The 16268-nt window shown below is 46.7% G+C and carries 16 protein-coding genes; 11 read left to right on the forward strand and 5 right to left on the reverse strand.

The annotated features are described in order from the left end of the window. Positions 1 to 56 precede the first annotated feature (56 nt). From rlmD to NST79_RS04455, 10 genes are all read left to right on the forward strand, one after another. Positions 57 to 1457, forward strand: a complete 1401-nt coding sequence (rlmD, locus tag NST79_RS04410) for a 23S rRNA (uracil(1939)-C(5))-methyltransferase RlmD (protein WP_071578304.1) — start codon at positions 57 to 59, stop codon at positions 1455 to 1457. Between the two features lie 411 nt (positions 1458 to 1868). Then, positions 1869 to 2846 (forward strand): tRNA-dihydrouridine synthase, encoded by a 978-nt coding sequence (locus tag NST79_RS04415; RefSeq protein WP_021481196.1) that lies wholly within the window; start codon positions 1869 to 1871, stop codon positions 2844 to 2846. A 193-nt stretch (positions 2847 to 3039) separates the two neighbouring features. After that, positions 3040 to 3492, forward strand: a complete 453-nt coding sequence (locus tag NST79_RS04420) for a DUF6884 domain-containing protein (RefSeq protein WP_029317478.1) — start codon at positions 3040 to 3042, stop codon at positions 3490 to 3492. A gap of 29 nt (positions 3493 to 3521) precedes the next feature. Beyond that, positions 3522 to 4211: a hypothetical protein gene (locus NST79_RS04425; protein WP_029317477.1), complete on the forward strand. Its 690-nt coding sequence runs from the start codon at positions 3522 to 3524 to the stop codon at positions 4209 to 4211. A gap of 230 nt (positions 4212 to 4441) precedes the next feature. Continuing rightward, positions 4442 to 5443 (forward strand): acetoin:2,6-dichlorophenolindophenol oxidoreductase subunit alpha, encoded by a 1002-nt coding sequence (gene acoA, locus NST79_RS04430; RefSeq protein ID WP_015252546.1) that lies wholly within the window; start codon positions 4442 to 4444, stop codon positions 5441 to 5443. 3 nt (positions 5444 to 5446) lie between these two features. Beyond that, on the forward strand, positions 5447 to 6475 hold the full coding sequence (gene acoB / locus NST79_RS04435; RefSeq protein ID WP_069839967.1) for an acetoin:2,6-dichlorophenolindophenol oxidoreductase subunit beta: 1029 nt from the start codon (positions 5447 to 5449) through the stop codon (positions 6473 to 6475). 13 nt (positions 6476 to 6488) lie between these two features. Next, on the forward strand, positions 6489 to 7685 hold the full coding sequence (acoC, locus tag NST79_RS04440) for a dihydrolipoamide acetyltransferase family protein (protein ID WP_212059921.1): 1197 nt from the start codon (positions 6489 to 6491) through the stop codon (positions 7683 to 7685). 20 nt (positions 7686 to 7705) lie between these two features. Next, positions 7706 to 9082 carry a dihydrolipoyl dehydrogenase gene (gene acoL, locus NST79_RS04445; protein WP_212059919.1) on the forward strand — a complete coding sequence of 459 codons (1377 nt, stop codon included), beginning with the start codon at positions 7706 to 7708 and terminating at the stop codon, positions 9080 to 9082. Between the two features lie 116 nt (positions 9083 to 9198). Beyond that, complete coding sequence (gene acoR, locus NST79_RS04450) at positions 9199 to 11016, forward strand: sigma-54-dependent Fis family transcriptional regulator (protein ID WP_212059917.1); 1818 nt, start codon at positions 9199 to 9201, stop codon at positions 11014 to 11016. A gap of 53 nt (positions 11017 to 11069) precedes the next feature. Beyond that, the gene (locus tag NST79_RS04455; RefSeq protein ID WP_003233621.1) at positions 11070 to 11249 is read left to right on the forward strand and encodes a small acid-soluble spore protein H; all 180 of its coding nucleotides are present in this window, start codon (positions 11070 to 11072) and stop codon (positions 11247 to 11249) included. A gap of 35 nt (positions 11250 to 11284) precedes the next feature. Here the strand turns inward: NST79_RS04455 and NST79_RS04460 are convergent, their stop codons facing one another. From NST79_RS04460 to NST79_RS04480, 5 genes are read right to left on the reverse strand one after another with little or no spacing between them, the layout of a single operon-like run. Next, positions 11285 to 11614, reverse strand: a complete 330-nt coding sequence (locus tag NST79_RS04460) for a YnfA family protein (protein WP_212059915.1) — start codon at positions 11612 to 11614, stop codon at positions 11285 to 11287. A 49-nt stretch (positions 11615 to 11663) separates the two neighbouring features. Next, a complete protein-coding gene (locus tag NST79_RS04465) occupies positions 11664 to 12221 on the reverse strand; it encodes a YfjD family protein (protein WP_181190196.1) in 558 nt (185 codons plus the stop codon). 23 nt (positions 12222 to 12244) lie between these two features. Further along, positions 12245 to 13012 carry a hypothetical protein gene (locus tag NST79_RS04470; RefSeq protein WP_212059913.1) on the reverse strand — a complete coding sequence of 256 codons (768 nt, stop codon included), beginning with the start codon at positions 13010 to 13012 and terminating at the stop codon, positions 12245 to 12247. Between the two features lie 11 nt (positions 13013 to 13023). Further along, the gene (locus tag NST79_RS04475) at positions 13024 to 14247 is read right to left on the reverse strand and encodes a hypothetical protein (RefSeq protein ID WP_015715519.1); all 1224 of its coding nucleotides are present in this window, start codon (positions 14245 to 14247) and stop codon (positions 13024 to 13026) included. 5 nt (positions 14248 to 14252) lie between these two features. Beyond that, complete coding sequence (locus tag NST79_RS04480) at positions 14253 to 14567, reverse strand: WXG100 family type VII secretion target (RefSeq protein WP_212059911.1); 315 nt, start codon at positions 14565 to 14567, stop codon at positions 14253 to 14255. 335 nt (positions 14568 to 14902) lie between these two features. Here NST79_RS04480 and glvA point away from each other — a divergent pair, with 335 nt between their 5' ends. Continuing rightward, positions 14903 to 16252 (forward strand): maltose-6'-phosphate glucosidase, encoded by a 1350-nt coding sequence (gene glvA / locus NST79_RS04485; RefSeq protein WP_014476180.1) that lies wholly within the window; start codon positions 14903 to 14905, stop codon positions 16250 to 16252. The last annotated feature ends 16 nt before the right edge of the window (positions 16253 to 16268 follow it).

The raw sequence follows: 16268 nt of genomic DNA on the forward strand, positions 1-16268 counted from the left end.
ACCATTTCACTTTCTGCCATCCGCAGAAAGCTTCATATAGAAACGGAGAGAACAACGTGAACCAACAAAAGAAACAGGCGCCCGTCGAACTGAAGGTCGGACAAACTTTTCCGCTGACGATTAAGCGTCTCGGCATTAACGGAGAAGGTGTCGGCTATTTTAAGAAAAAAGTCGTCTTCGTGCCCGGCGCGCTTCCTGGCGAAGAAGTTGTTGTGCAGGCCACAAAGGTCCAGCCGAAGTTTTCGGAGGGCCGCATTAAGAAAATCCGCAAGGCATCTGAGCACCGGGTGGCACCGCCTTGCCCTGTTTATGAACAATGCGGCGGCTGTCAGCTTCAGCACCTTGCATACAGCCAGCAGCTTCGGGAAAAACGTGATATCGTCATTCAGTCTCTTGAACGCCATACGAAGTTTAAAGTTGAAAACATGGAAATCAAAGAAACGATTGGCATGGACAACCCGTGGAATTACCGCAATAAAAGCCAATTCCAGATCGGGCGCTCGCAAAGCGGCAGCATCATCGCCGGCTTATACGGTCTTGATTCTCATGACATCGTTCCGATTAAAGACTGTATCGTTCAGCATCCGGCAACGAACAAAACAACAGGCATCGTCCGCCGCATTTTAGAGGACTTCAATGTGTCTGTTTATAATGAAAGAAAACGAAAAGGCGACGTTCGCACGATCGTGACGAGAGTCGGCTTTGAAACAGGCGAAGTGCAGGTCGTGCTTGTAACCGCAAAAGAAACGCTTCCGCACAAGGAAGAAATCGTCAAAGCGATTCAAAAGCGATTGCCAGAGGTCAAATCCATTATTCAGAATGTAAACGGGGCGAAAACTTCAGTGATTTTCGGTGAGAAAACAAAACCGCTCGCCGGAAAAACAGTGATTCAAGAAGTGCTCGGCGACGTATCTTTTGAATTGAGCGCCCGCGCTTTCTTCCAGCTCAATCCGGAACAGACCGTCAAGCTGTATGATGAAGTGAAAAAAGCGGCGCAGCTGACCGGAAAAGAAAAAGTCGTTGATGCGTATTGCGGCGTCGGCACTATCGGCATGTGGGTGGCGGACGGAGCGAAGGAAGTCCGCGGCATGGACGTCATCAAGGAATCAATTGACGATGCCAAGAAAAACGCCAAAAAACATGGCATGGCAAATGCCACATACGTAACAGGAACAGCCGAGCACTGGCTCCCGAAATGGACGAAAGAAGGCTTCCGCCCGGACGTCGTCATTGTAGACCCGCCAAGAACCGGCTGTGACAGCACGTTCCTGGACACGATCAAAAAAGTCAAACCGAAACGCTTCGTCTACGTTTCCTGCAATCCATCCACGCTTGCGAAGGATTTGCAGACGCTCTCGAAGGACTATCGCGTGGACTATATTCAGCCTGTCGATATGTTTCCGCAGACGGCTCATGTTGAAGCAGTGGCGAGACTTGTTTTAAAATCGTCTCATTAATTCCTAATCAGATCTGGATTTCGGCAGAATGAACATTGCCGATTTCCGGGTCTTTTTCGTGCATAGCCTGTCGGGACGATCTGTTCTTGAGATCATCTTTTGGTTGGAAAACTTTATGTTTACTCACACATAGTATGTGGGTTTCAATTTTCACTTTTTGATCAGGTCATTTCTCGATTTTTCAGGAGTTTAAAACCGAAATCTGGGTCATGTACCTAACCATATGACCCAAACCGCCTTTTCTATTTTCGGTTTGCTTTTTAGGTATAAAGAGTGAAATCTTCAAAATTTACTATAGATTGATAAGAAATGCTTTCGCATGCGATAAGTGTAAAAGAAGCATGGTCAGTTTTTTTAATATTGAGATACAGGTATAGCCGTATCCCCTAATGAAAGGATTTGATTTTTGTTATGACAGAAAATTTCTGGCGTGAATTACCACGGCCGTTTTTTGTACTGGCACCAATGGAAGATGTGACAGATGTTGTTTTCCGGCATGTAGTAAGTGAAGCAGGCAGACCGGATGTGTTTTTTACAGAGTTCACAAACTCAGAGAGCTATTGCCACCCGGATGGGAAGGATAGCGTGCGCGGCCGTTTGACTTTTACAGAGGATGAACAGCCAATTGTGGCCCATATATGGGGAGATAAGCCTGAAAACTTCCGTAAAATGAGTATTGGCATGGCAGAGTTAGGATTTAAAGGACTAGATATCAATATGGGCTGCCCTGTGCCTAATGTTGCGGGGAATGGAAAGGGAAGCGGCCTTATTTGCCGTCCTGCAGTTGCGGCAGAATTAATACAAGCTGCAAAAGCAGGGGGATTGCCTGTAAGCGTGAAGACAAGACTTGGATACACGGATGTGGATGAATGGCGCGAGTGGCTGACACACATTTTGAAACAGGATATTGCCAATCTTTCTATTCATCTGCGCACAAGAGCAGAAATGAGCAAAGTAGATGCGCATTGGGAACTCATCCCGGAGATTAAGAAACTTCGTGACGAGGTGGCACCAGATACATTGTTAACAATAAACGGGGATATCCCTGACCGCCAAACTGGCTTGAAACTTGCTGAACAATACGGTGTTGATGGAATTATGATTGGGCGTGGTATTTTTACAAATCCATTTGCCTTTGAAAAGGAGCCGAAAGAGCATAGCAGCAAGGAATTGCTTGATCTCTTAAGGCTGCATCTGGATCTTCATGATAAATATTCAGCATTAGAAGCCCGTCCGTACAAGCCTCTTCCTCGCTTTTTCAAAATTTATCTCCGCGGGTTCCGAGGGGCAAGTGAATTAAGAAATCAATGCATGAACACAAAGTCAACAGATGAAGTGCGTGCATTGCTCGACGACTTTGAGAGAAAGTATCTTGATGGGATAGAGTAACTGCAGTGCTTGATTCAAAAAAGGCTAACAAAATAAAGGGATTTTTACACAATTCTTGACTAAAATACCTGGATTTTCGGTAAATCCGGGTCTTTTTTGTACGCAGCTTTTACTCAGCCTGTCTTTTCTCTAATTTATTGTAAGAAAATAATGGTATATTTAGTGGAGATATCTTATAAAGGGGGAGAGGAAAATGAAACGGCTATGCATCATCCCCTGCGGCAAGAAAAAAATCTGGGATGTCCAGCCTGATGCCGGGCCGGTAAGAGCAGAGGACGCTTATCTCAGCCCGTTTCATCAGGCGTGCGAGCGGTATGCGAAAGCATTTTTCGATGAGTGGGTGATTTTGTCTGCGAAGCACGGGTTCCTCCGCCCTAATGATCTCGTTTCGAGAAATTACGATGTCACTTTTGGCACCGGTCATCCGGAAATCATGACAGCGGACGAGCTGAGCCGCCAATTTCACGAAAAAGGCTTTTCTAATATCAAAGAGCTAGTCATGCTTGGCGGAAAAAAATATCGAAGCGTTCTAAACGCCGTCATCGGAGAACACCAGCATATCAGCTGGCCGCTATCATCATACAAAGGCATAGGCTACATGCTCCAAGCGCTGAACCGGGCTGTTGAAGAAAAGCATGAACTGTAGCACATACATATGAAGAAAAGAGTGTGAACATGAAAAAACTTGTGTTTGGCTTGCTTGCCATTGCATTATTCGGATGCGGACTATATATCTATCATGTATGGTTCGGTGATCCATTTTCGAAAAATGCTGCAGAACAGAAGCTAGTCTCTTATGTGAAACAAACCTATCCTAAGAAAGAAATCAAGATCACGAATGGGGTATATAACGCTAAAACCTCTGAATATGTATTCGAAGCAACCTCCCAATCTCATCGCTACCCAATGTGTACGAAGGGATTTCTGCATCCTAAAGTAACGTGCGATGGAATTGAAGAAGCGTATACCGAATCAGTATCAAAACATGTAAATGAAGAAGCAACGAAGGCAATCGAAGCAGATCTGAAAAAAGCGGTTCCTCGACTTATAAAAGCTGATGCTGCTTTGAGTATTGAAAACGGACAGTTCATGTTAGATACAAAATGGAACAAACAGCTGGCTGAAAAAGCGCCTATGAGCATGACGATTCAGTTAGACACCAGCGGGTTATCAAAAACAGATGCCGCAAAGATGGCGGAAACGGTCAGAAAAACGCTTAATGAAAAGGGATACACATACTCAAACGGCACGATAGACTGTATGCAGAAGGACGGGGGCGGCGGTATTGGATATGTCAAATATTCAATTGATTTTCTTTCAAAAACAGCTATTCAGTCAAACGATGCAGAGGAACTAGGAAGTTAAAAAGATTTCCAAGGAAATAAATACGTCGATCATTGTCAAAGGCCGGGTGATATCCGGTCTTTTTTTGCATGCTGTAAAACGAGACAAATGAATCAGTTTGAGACAAAACGAGACACACGTCTCAAACTGTCTCCAAAGTGAAGACGAGAAGATTGATTTTACGGACTCAAAAGACTGGCACACTTCTTGCATTTATAATGGTGAACCCTAAATAGAAGGAGGCGCACAAAATGGAATTGTTAAAACGAGAAGGCTTATCATTAACTGAGGAAAAAGCGCTGTGGATGTACCAAAAGATGCTGGAGATCAGGGGCTTTGAAGACAAAGTGCATGACCTGTTCGCCCAGGGAGTGCTTCCCGGATTCGTTCATTTATATGCCGGTGAGGAAGCCGTGGCTGTAGGGGTGTGCGCTCATTTACATGATGGCGACAGCATTACAAGCACCCACAGGGGACATGGACATTGTATCGCCAAAGGCTGTGACCTGGACGGCATGATGGCGGAAATTTTCGGGAAAGCGACCGGATTGTGCAAAGGCAAGGGCGGTTCTATGCACATTGCGGATCTTGATAAAGGCATGTTAGGCGCAAATGGAATCGTCGGGGGCGGCTTTACGCTCGCATGCGGATCAGCGCTCACGGCTAAATATAAACAGACTAAAAATGTAAGCGTTTGCTTTTTCGGGGACGGGGCAAATAACCAAGGTACCTTCCACGAAGGGCTGAATTTAGCGGCTGTATGGAACCTTCCTGTCGTATTTGTTGCTGAAAACAACGGCTATGGCGAAGCTACCCCATTTGAGTACGCATCAGCCTGTGATTCAATCGCCGATCGGGCGGCTGCTTATAACATGCCGGGGGTTACAGTTGACGGCAAAGATATTTTAGCAGTTTACCAGGCAGCCGAGGAAGCGATAGAAAGAGCAAGAAACGGCGGCGGCCCGTCTTTGATTGAATGTATGACCTACAGAAACTACGGCCATTTCGAAGGAGATGCCCAAACCTATAAAACGAAGGATGAAAGAGTTGAGCACCTTGAAGAAAAAGATGCCATTCAAGGTTTTAAAAACTACCTTTTAAAAGAAACAGATGCTAATAAGCTGTCAGACATTGAACAGCGTGTCAGCGAATCGATTGAAAAAGCCGTCTCGTTCAGCGAAGACAGCCCATATCCAAAAGATTCGGAGCTGCTGACAGATGTGTATGTGTCATATGAAAAAGGAGGAATGTAAGAGATGGCGAGAGTCATAAGCATGTCAGACGCGATCAATGAAGCAATGAAGCTTGCGATGAGAAGAGATGAAAATGTGCTTTTGATCGGTGAGGATGTTGCCGGCGGAGCGGCTGTTGATCATTTGCAGGATGATGAAGCATGGGGCGGTGTATTAGGAGTCACAAAGGGGCTCGTACAGGAATTCGGGCGCACAAGAGTGCTGGACACACCGATTTCTGAAGCGGGCTACATGGGTGCGGCTATGGCTGCGGCATCAACCGGGCTGAGACCGATTGCAGAATTAATGTTTAATGACTTTATCGGCACATGCTTTGACCAGGTGATCAACCAAGGGGCGAAATTCCGCTATATGTTCGGCGGTAAAGCGCAAGTGCCGATTACCGTCCGCACCACATACGGAGCGGGATTTCGGGCCGCTGCCCAGCATTCACAAGCGCTGTATGGCCTTTTCACGAGCATCCCGGGACTGAAGACGGTTGTTCCATCCAGCCCGTATGATGCCAAAGGTCTGCTGCTTGCAGCAATAGAAGACGATGATCCGGTGTTCTTCTTTGAAGACAAGACGTCCTACAACATGAAGGGCGAGGTGCCGGAAGATTATTATACAATTCCGCTCGGAAAGGCCGACATCAAACGCGAAGGCAATGATGTCACGCTATTTGCAGTCGGCAAGCAGGTCAATACCGCGCTTGAAGCAGCTGCACAGCTTTCAGAGAGAGGCATCGAAGCCGAGGTCCTTGATCCGCGCAGTCTGTCTCCTCTGGATGAGGATGCGATTTTCACATCGTTAGAAAAAACAAACCGGCTGATCATCATTGATGAAGCCAATCCGCGATGCAGCATTGCCACGGATATTGCAGCGATTGTCGCAGACAAAGGCTTTGATTTGCTTGATGCGCCGATTAAACGGATTACAGCACCGCATACACCAGTGCCGTTTTCACCGGTGCTTGAAGATCAATATTTGCCGACACCAGATAAAATTGTCAGCGTCACGCTTGAATTGCTTGGCGAGCCGGCAATGAACTAAAGGGGGGACACAAATGGCAGTAAAAGTAGTGATGCCAAAATTAGGAATGGCGATGAAACAAGGGGAAGTATCGATATGGAATAAAAAAGTAGGCGACCCGGTTGAAAAGGGAGAAAGCATTGCCAGCATTCAATCGGAGAAAATTGAAATGGAGATCGAAGCGCCTGAAAAAGGAACGCTGATCGACATCAAAGTGAAAGAGGGTGAAGAGGTTCCGCCCGGCACTGCAATCTGCTACATCGGGGACGCCAATGAGTCGGTGCGGGAAGAGGCAAGCAGGCCTGCTGCTGAAGACAGCGTGCCGCAAGCCGTCCAGCCCGTCAAACAAGAAAACAAACCCGCAGCCTCCAAAAAAGATCGATTGAAAATATCTCCAGTTGCGAGAAAAATAGCGGAAAAAGCGGGGTTAGACCTGAAACAGCTGAAAGGCACCGGACCAGGCGGAAGAATCGTGAAGGATGACGTGACAAAGGCGCTGGCTGAACAGAAAAAAGCTCAGGCAAAACCTGTTTCTGATCAGAAAGCGCAGGAAACCCCGGTGACAGGCATGAGAAAAGTCATCGCTGCCCGAATGCAGGAAAGCCTGGCAAACAGCGCGCAGCTGACGATTACGATGAAGGCTGATATCACTAAGCTTGCCACTCTTCAAAAACAGCTTTCACCAGCTGCGGAAGAACGGTACGGCACAAAACTGACAATCACTCATTTTGTTTCAAGAGCCGCCGTTCTCGCACTGCAAGCTCACCCTGTGCTGAACAGCTCTTATCAAAATGAGCGCATCATCACATATCCTCATGTGCACCTTGGTATGGCAGTAGCCTTGGAAAATGGCTTAGTGGTGCCTGTCATCCGCCATGCTGAAAAGCAATCGCTGATTGAACTGGCTCAATCCATCTCAGAAAATGCCAAAAAAGCACGCGAGGGACGTGCGGGAAGCGAAGAACTGCAAGGCTCAACCTTCTCCATTACAAACCTTGGCGCTTTTGGAGTTGAGCATTTCACACCGATATTAAATCCGCCAGAAGCAGGCATTCTCGGTATCGGAGCAAGCTATGACACACCGGTGTACCAAGGGGAGGAGATCGTCAGAAGCACGCTCCTGCCGCTCAGCCTGACATTTGATCACAGAGCGTGTGACGGCGCTCCAGCAGCTGCATTCCTGAAGGCGATGAAAACATATTTGGAAGAACCCGCGGCATTAATTTTATAGGAAAAGCAGGTGAAAACGACATGACACTAGCCATTATCGGCGGCGGACCTGCAGGCTATGCGGCTGCGGTCTCCGCGGCACAGCAGGGCAGAAACGTGCTGCTCATTGACAAAGGCAAGCTTGGGGGGACCTGCCTGAATGAAGGCTGCATCCCCACGAAGTCTTTGCTAGAAAGCGCAAACGTTCTTGATAAAATCAAGCATGCCGGCAGCTTTGGAATCGAACTCCCCGCAGGTGCGATATCAGTCGATTGGAGTAAAATGCAAAATCGAAAACAGCAGGTTGTCAGACAGCTTGTTCAAGGCGTTCAGTATCTAATGAAGAAAAATCAAATACAGGTTGTAAAGGGAACAGCCTCCTTTCTTTCTGAAAGAAAGCTTTTGATCGAAGGACAAAACGGAAAAGAAATCAGAGAGGCGGGCCAAGTATTGATTGCCTCAGGATCAGAGCCAATCGAGCTGCCGTTCGCTCCTTTTGACGGCGAATGGATCATCGACAGTAAAGACGCGCTTTCTCTTTCCGAGATTCCGTCTTCACTTGTCATTGTCGGCGGCGGTGTCATCGGGTGTGAGTATGCAGGGCTGTTTGCCAGATTGGGATCGAAGGTGACCGTCATTGAAACAGCGGGACAGCTGGTCCCTGCTGAAGATGAAGATATCGCCCGTCTCTTTCAGGAAAAGCTTGAGGAAGACGGTGTTGAAGTGCATATTTCATCCAGATTAGAGCGGGTGGATCAAACAGCGAAAACGGCAATATGGAAAAGCGGCCAGCGTGAGTTTAAAACAAAGGCCGATTATATACTGGTGGCGATCGGCAGAAAACCCCGTCTTGACGGATTACAGCTGGAGCAGGCGGGAGTTGATTTTTCTCCAACAGGCATTCCGGTGAATGGGCACATGCAGACGAACGTGCCTCATATTTACGCGTGCGGAGATGCAATAGGAGGCATTCAGCTGGCACATGCCGCATTCCATGAGGGCATCATTGCTGCTTCTCATGCTTCTGGAAGGGATGTCAAAATCAATGAGAAACATGTGCCGCGCTGCATCTACACGTCCCCGGAAATCGCGTGTATCGGAATGACAGAACGACAGGCAAGAAGCGTATACGGGGATGTGAAGATTGGCGAATTTCCTTTTTCTGCAAACGGCAAGGCGCTCATTAAACAGCAAGCGGAAGGAAAGGTCAAAATCATAGCTGAACCGGAATTCGGCGAAATCGTAGGTGTATCGATGATTGGTCCGGATGTAACCGAGCTCATCGGCCAGGCGGCAGCGATCATGAATGGTGAGATGACGGCAGATATGGCGGAGCATTTTATCGCCGCCCATCCGACTTTATCGGAAACATTGCACGAGGCGCTGCTAAGCACGATCGGGCTTGCAGTACATGCATAATAAGAGGAAAAGCAGGCGCATGGATATAAGGCGTCTGCTTTTTTTATTGTTGAAAGCGCTTTATTTTTCCCCTACAATAGATGAAAACGGCGTGTAAGGGAGGAGCGATCAAGGAAATGAATTCGGTCCCAAACGATTTGCAAACCTGGAAACGTTTTGTGAAAGACGGTGTGCTTGACGAAGCCCGAATAAGAAAACGGATCGCCGAGTCATGGCATCGCTGCAAAAAAGCTGAGGTCAATCCTTATTTAGAAAAAGGCCCGAAGGTTTTACAGCAAACGGAGCTGGATCAGCAGTCAAAAAAGCATTCATTCTTCCTGACGACCGCAAAGCCTTACCTCGAAAAACTGCTGCCTGCCATAAAAGAAATGGAAATGATGGCGCTGTTAATTGATTCAGATGGTGTTGTACTGGCATTGGACGGCCATCCCCGCGCGCTCTATGAAGCCAAACGCATCAATTTCGTCGAAGGGGCATGCTGGACGGAAACGGCTGTCGGAACAAATGCGATTGGCACGGCGCTCCACATCAGCGAGCCGGTTGCGATACAAGGATCAGAGCATTACTCCATTGCTTCCCATCTTTGGAACTGTTCAGCCGCTCCGATTCACCATGAGGATGGCAGCCTTGCGGGTGTGATTGACATATCGTGTCCGGCGGCAGGCGCTCATCCTCATATGCTCGGTATTGCCACTGCGATCGCCTATGCAGCTGAACGGGAACTCGCAGCTAAAAGCCGTGAGAAAGAGCTCGAGCTGATCAGTCGTTTTGGAGAGAGAGCTGCATCCAGTGTGCCGATGGTGCTATGCAATAACAAGCAGCACATCATCAGTGCGAGCATACCGATTCGAACCTCAATGCCGGATTGGCAGGGCCGGCACCTGTATGAGTTGAAGGAACGGGGCTACTCAATCGAAAAAGCTGTCACCATAGGAGATGGCGGCACTTGTTTTTATCTTTCGGAACATAAGAAAAAGAAGGTGTTTCGATTCAATGGAGTGATCGGGAAAAGCGGCAGATCGCAAGCGATGCTGATGAACCTTGAACGTGCAGCTGCGGCAGATGCAACGGTCTGTTTGTCGGGCGAAACTGGTACGGGAAAGGAAGTCGCGGCTCGCGCTCTTCATGAGAACAGTGAGAGACGTCACGGTCCGTTTGTTGCTGTCAATTGCGGAGCGATTCCGTCTGATTTGATTGAGAGCGAACTGTTCGGATATGCAGAGGGAGCTTTTACGGGAGCGAAACGAAATGGCTATAAAGGCGCCTTTCAAAAAGCGAATCAAGGCACATTATTTTTAGATGAAATCGGAGAAATTTCCCACTCGATGCAGGTTGCACTTTTACGGGTGCTTCAGGAACGCAAGATAACGCCAATCGGCGGGACGAAAGAAATTCCGGTTGATATCAGAGTTATTGCCGCCACACATTGTGATTTACGCGAGCTTGCCGAAAACGGAAAAATCAGAGAGGACTTGTTTTACCGTCTTCATGTCTATCCAATTGAACTGCCTCCATTACGCGATCGCACCGAGGATATCCCGGACCTCTTTGAGTACTACAAACAGAAGAATCATTGGCCAGGCGAACTTCCTTCTGATTTTTGTCATGTGCTGAAGCAATGGAAGTGGCCGGGGAATATCCGTGAGCTGTTTAATGTGTTTGAACGTCTTTCTATCAGATTTCCGGACGGCCGGCTGAGGGATGAACCGCTTCCCGCTTTACTGGAAGCCGCTGGATTGCCGGCCAGCTCTGCAGAAAAAAAGCCGGCTGCTGCCGGCGTGCTTACCTTTCGTGAGCAAATCCAAAAGGATATGATGATCAAAGCGCTTGAATCTGCAAAAGGAAACGTCTCTCAAGCTGCCAAAATCAGCGGGATTCCCCGAAGCACTTTCTACAAACGCCTGAAAAAATTCAACTTGTCCGCTGAATCATAAAGCATACTTCCTTCAGGAAATGGAAACGTTATGTATTGAAGGAGGGTGTTACGATGAATATTCAAAGGGCGAAAGAAATAGTAGAATCTCCCGATATGAAAAAAGTAACATATAACGGCGTTCCTATATACATTCAGCACGTGAATGAAGAAAACGGAACAGCAAGAATTTATCCGCTTGACGAACCGCAGCAGGAGCATGAAGTGCAGCTGAACAGCTTAAAAGAGGATTAAACAAAAATGGCCCGCTTCATAAGCAGGCCATTTTGTTATCCGCGCGGCGCAAATAAAATAACACAGACACCGATGAGACAAATGCATGCGCCGATCCAATCATACAGATCAGGTGTTTTCCGGTCAACAAGCCATCCCCACAGGACCGCAAGCACGATGAATACCCCGCCATAAGCGGCGTATACACGGCCGAAGGAAGGGAAGGACTGGAATGTCGGAAGAATGCCGTAGACAATCAAGATCAATGCTCCGGCGATCCCGTAGCCGGCTGGCTTTGCCTCTCTCAGCCATAGCCAAACCAGATATCCGCCGCCAATTTCAGCAAGCCCTGCCGCGAGAAATAAAAGAATGGTAATCAGCATCATGAGCACTCCTCAATTTGCATTTATCTTTCATTATAGAGGAGGAGAGCTTTTAAAGCTTCGGATGATTCTCAAATTCCTTCAAATATGCTTTTCGCTGAACCTCTGTAAATTGTCCGATCCAATTGCTTTTCGCCTCTTCATTCAGATAGGGAAGGATATAGCGTTCAACTGCTTCGAAAAACAGCGGATTCGCGATGATGTTCCAGGTCGGGATTCGAACGATTTTGCCGTCTGTTTTCTCGATGATAATATCCTCAAAAAAGATCCCTTTCAAACTGTATTGATGGCGTCCCATATAAAGCCGCTTCACCTCGGAAAACAGCACGCTGCGCTTTCTCGAGAAGATTTCGCCACTAGGTCCGGTCTTTATGGTGAAAATGACATTTCCACGGCTTGTGAACGCAGGAAAAGCCATAAAGAATGTGATCAATCCATAAATCATCGCCAGTAATCCGCCGCCCAAATAAAGCAGGGCATATTTAGATTCAAACGTGAGGGCTTCAGACACCAGCCAGACTCCCACAATAAAGGCGCCCCCTGTAGCGAGGAACAGCCATATTCTAAAAAACAGTCTGCTTTTGACCTTAATTACTTCATTGTTTTTCAATTGCTATTCTCCTTTATCGCTCTTTAGCAAAAAAGTATTCCTTTTATCACATCTTTATTTGCTGTTACGATAGAAAATTCATTTTGGGTAATGCCTGTTACCAGCCAAGTATGACGGCTGCCAGGCAGGACGAAAGCCATATCAGCCACTTCCGGCGAGTTGTCTTTGTCATAAACCAGCCGCATCAGCGTATCCATTTTTCCTTTTCGCAAAGCCAGATCATTTACAAAACGGGTCACGTCCTCTTGGTGATCATGCTTATCTAGAAATTCCTTCTGATATGCGGGAGTGTCTGAAGCGCCCTCCAGAAGCCATTCGAATTCAGTTGACGTCAGGGTGATCATTGATTCTTTATGATCTTCTGCATCTATTACATTTAAAAACTCGTATGTTTTAGAGAGTACTCCATTAGTTGAATCCATTTTTTTGATTCTATGTACCTGTTCATCAAACAGCAATTCATGAGAGTAAGTGCCAAACTTCGAAACATGGCAGGATATATTCTGTTCTTTGGCTTGTTCATCAAATTTGGATAGCTTCACTGTATAGTCCGCATCGTTTAACACGTGGATAAACGGACAGTATTCGTCCTTTAACCGATATTGATGATTCCGATATTCCGCCGCATCTTTGGCTAAGAGTGAGCGGCACGCGGCTTCAAATAAGGCGCCGAGCTGTTCATCTTCTATTTCGGGAAAATAGGCTTGTTTTAAGGCCATTCCCTGTTCGAAAAACCCTTCGCTGTAAAAACAAAACAAGAGTTCTTCTATGCTGATTGTAAACTGCTTCATTGTTTATTCTCCTATCCAAATGAAAATTTCCCTTTAAGGAAATGGGTTGCGCCGTGTATGAGCGAATCCGCTGTTTTCTTTGCTTTTTCTATTCCTTTTTTCGCACTGTCTATCCCTTTATGTATCGTTTTATTCGCCGCATCTATGCCGTCATTCACTGATTTGACGACTTTGCCGGCTGATTCCAGTCCTTTTTTGGCTGTATCAACGACAGCATGGATCGGTTCTTTAAGTTTTATCGCTGCTTTTTCAGCATAGACTGATGTGAATTTTGCGATTTTTTCCCCAACAAACCCTCCTACTGCCGAACCAATTGTGCCTCCGATTACTGTGCCGACAGGACCTAACACACTTCCTACGGCACCGCCCACAACAGCACCAGCTGTGGCACCGCCGGCAACAAAAATCGTATTATTCACAGCATTCCCGACGGCCTTGGCGTTTTCACGCTTGAGAACTTCCGGTTTATCCTGGTATTTTGCATAATTTTCAGCAATTTTCACGCCTGCTCCGAATGTTTCGGTCGCTCCGGTAATCAGTGTGGCGGTAATGGCATTTCCTTTCGCGAATCTCAAGCCCGTTTTTCCCACATCCTTCAAAGTGGAGCGTACGCCGGCTTCATTAAGAAATCCTTTTGTGTAGCTTCTGACGCTGTTTGAAAAATCCACCGTGTCCTGAGGAAAGTATTTTGTAAACTTTTTATGTACCAAATCTGAAAATGGACGGTTTGTCTTTTTCAACAAATATTTAGGATTCAAAAGCACTCTTGCCGCTTTTTGATAACGTGAGCTGTCAACGGCCCTGGAAATATCCAAGAGCAGTTTTGAGTGCTGGGCTGTATGCAAGCCGCTTGGTTGTTTCACAAATTTCGTAAGCCCTAATCCGTAATATTTTCCCTGCGTCAGCATAAGAGCGGTTAAGCTTGTCATCGTACCGTATTTGTCGTAGGCATTGTAGAGCTTTCGCAAAATATCATCTTGTTCCACAAATTTATCGCCCGTTTTTCTGATGAAAATCTCATTGTCACTCAGCTTGGTGACGAGTGCTTTTCCTGAGCTCCACGCATCGCCCACTCCGGAAAAACAGCTGCTGTAGCGGGGATCGCATTGCAAAATCATCTGCCCCAGCTCCACATGCAGGTCCTTATATTTGTTTTCCATATCAGTTAATTCAGTGACAACATCATTTGCAAGCTGTTCGAGCTTATCCGGATCAACTGCAATGTTTCCTGACACACCGTTCACCTCCCGAATTTATGTCTTTCCTCTCTTGCTTTACGCTCCAGTTCTTCCATTCTGGCAATTTCAGCTTTTCGTTCTTCTATTTTGACAGCGGCAGCCTTCAGCTCTTGGCTTGTTTCAAGCAGCTCCTGTTCGAATTGATCGTAGGCGGCTTTCGTTTCCTCGAAATCCTGGTCAAACGAATCTCTTGCTTTTCCCTGCCAAGCATCTCCCATTGCAGATAACCGGGATTCAAGCAGCATTTTGGAGCTTCTGACCTCTTCTGCGGCCGCACTGTACTTGTTTGCCAGCTCAATGACTTTATATGAGTCCAACTTTTGTCCCCTGCCTTTTCTAAATTCACGCACAATTGGATGTTTTATATAAATGATTATAAATAATTCGGCATGTATCCGAATCGTACAAAAGAACCTTTTCATAAGAATTGGAAGGGCGTATATTCACTTAAAATTCACAGTTGGTGAGACTTTAAGATTACAAAAAAGGTAAAAAAAACAAATCCCTCAGACATAAGGCAAATGAGAAATTTCCCGCTCTATGGGAAAAAACACTAAATTTGATCAAATGACCTAAGTGCGCCAAACGTGTTACGGGACGGGCTATCTCATGGTATAAATGGAATTGTAAACGTTATCAAGGAGGTCGTCATATGAAGAAAAAATCATTCTCAATCGTAATAGCGGGCGGAGGGAGCACTTTCACTCCAGGGATCGTACTCATGCTCTTGGACCATTTGGAGGAGTTTCCGATCAGAAAGCTGAAGCTGTATGATAATGATAAGGAGAGACAGGATCGAATTGCAGGCGCCTGTGACGTTTTTATCAGAGAAAAAGCGCCGGATATTGAATTTGCAGCGACGACTGACCCGGAAGAAGCTTTTACAGATGTCGATTTTGTTATGGCGCACATCAGAGTAGGGAAATACGCGATGCGTGCGCTTGATGAGCAAATTCCGTTAAAGTACGGAGTTGTCGGCCAGGAGACGTGCGGGCCGGGCGGGATCGCATACGGTATGCGTTCGATCGGCGGTGTGCTTGAAATATTAGATTACATGGAAAAATACTCGCCTGATGCGTGGATGCTCAATTATTCCAATCCGGCGGCAATTGTGGCTGAAGCTACGAGACGCCTTAGACCGAATTCTAAAATTCTCAATATCTGTGATATGCCGGTTGGGATCGAAGACCGGATGGCGCAAATTCTTGGCTTATCCTCAAGAAAAGAAATGAAGGTCCGCTATTACGGATTAAATCACTTCGGCTGGTGGACATCAATTCAGGATCAAGAGGGCAACGATTTAATGCCGAAGCTGAAGGAACATGTATCTCAATACGGCTATATTCCGAAAACAGAGGCTGAAGCGGTGGAGGCGAGCTGGAATGACACATTCGCCAAAGCGCGTGACGTGCAGGCCGCAGATCCTGATACACTGCCGAATACGTATTTGCAATATTATTTGTTCCCGGATGATATGGTGAAAAAATCAAATCCGAATCATACGCGGGCAAATGAAGTGATGGAAGGGCGCGAAGCTTTTATTTTCAGCCAATGTGACATGATTACACGTGAGCAGTCCACAGAAAACAGCGAAATCAAAATCGATGACCACGCATCATATATTGTTGATCTTGCCCGGGCGATTGCCTACAACACAGGTGAAAGAATGCTGTTGATCGTTGAAAATAACGGCGCAATTGCGAACTTTGACCCGACTGCGATGGTCGAGGTTCCATGCATTGTCGGCTCAAATGGGCCTGAACCGATTACCGTCGGCACCATTCCGCAATTCCAAAAAGGGCTTATGGAGCAGCAGGTATCCGTTGAGAAGCTGACTGTTGAAGCGTGGGCGGAGAAATCGTTCCAAAAGCTGTGGCAGGCGCTAATTTTGTCAAAAACAGTGCCGAACGCGCGTGTGGCAAGACTTATTCTCGAGGATTTAATGGAGGCCAACAAAGACTTCTGGCCTGAGCTTGATCAAAGCCCGACCCGTATATCATAACTGAAATTCCCCCATT

Origin of the sequence: Bacillus sp. PS196 (assembly GCF_037963555.1) — a bacterium.
Taxonomy (GTDB): Bacteria; Bacillota; Bacilli; order Bacillales; family Bacillaceae; genus Bacillus; species Bacillus subtilis.

Excerpts from the sequence above, each read along its gene's own strand:
- NST79_RS04415 (WP_021481196.1), top strand. The coding sequence starts at position 1,869 with ATGACAGAAAATTTCTGGCGTGAATTACCACGGCCGTTTTTTGTACTG.
- NST79_RS04420 (WP_029317478.1), top strand. The coding sequence starts at position 3,040 with ATGAAACGGCTATGCATCATCCCCTGCGGCAAGAAAAAAATCTGGGAT.
- NST79_RS04425 (WP_029317477.1), top strand. The coding sequence starts at position 3,522 with ATGAAAAAACTTGTGTTTGGCTTGCTTGCCATTGCATTATTCGGATGC.
- acoA (WP_015252546.1), top strand. The coding sequence starts at position 4,442 with ATGGAATTGTTAAAACGAGAAGGCTTATCATTAACTGAGGAAAAAGCG.
- acoB (WP_069839967.1), top strand. The coding sequence starts at position 5,447 with ATGGCGAGAGTCATAAGCATGTCAGACGCGATCAATGAAGCAATGAAG.
- acoC (WP_212059921.1), top strand. The coding sequence starts at position 6,489 with ATGGCAGTAAAAGTAGTGATGCCAAAATTAGGAATGGCGATGAAACAA.
- acoL (WP_212059919.1), top strand. The coding sequence starts at position 7,706 with ATGACACTAGCCATTATCGGCGGCGGACCTGCAGGCTATGCGGCTGCG.
- acoR (WP_212059917.1), top strand. The coding sequence starts at position 9,199 with ATGAATTCGGTCCCAAACGATTTGCAAACCTGGAAACGTTTTGTGAAA.
- NST79_RS04455 (WP_003233621.1), top strand. The coding sequence starts at position 11,070 with ATGAATATTCAAAGGGCGAAAGAAATAGTAGAATCTCCCGATATGAAA.
- NST79_RS04460 (WP_212059915.1), bottom strand. The coding sequence starts at position 11,614 with ATGATGCTGATTACCATTCTTTTATTTCTCGCGGCAGGGCTTGCTGAA.
- NST79_RS04470 (WP_212059913.1), bottom strand. The coding sequence starts at position 13,012 with ATGAAGCAGTTTACAATCAGCATAGAAGAACTCTTGTTTTGTTTTTAC.
- glvA (WP_014476180.1), top strand. The coding sequence starts at position 14,903 with ATGAAGAAAAAATCATTCTCAATCGTAATAGCGGGCGGAGGGAGCACT.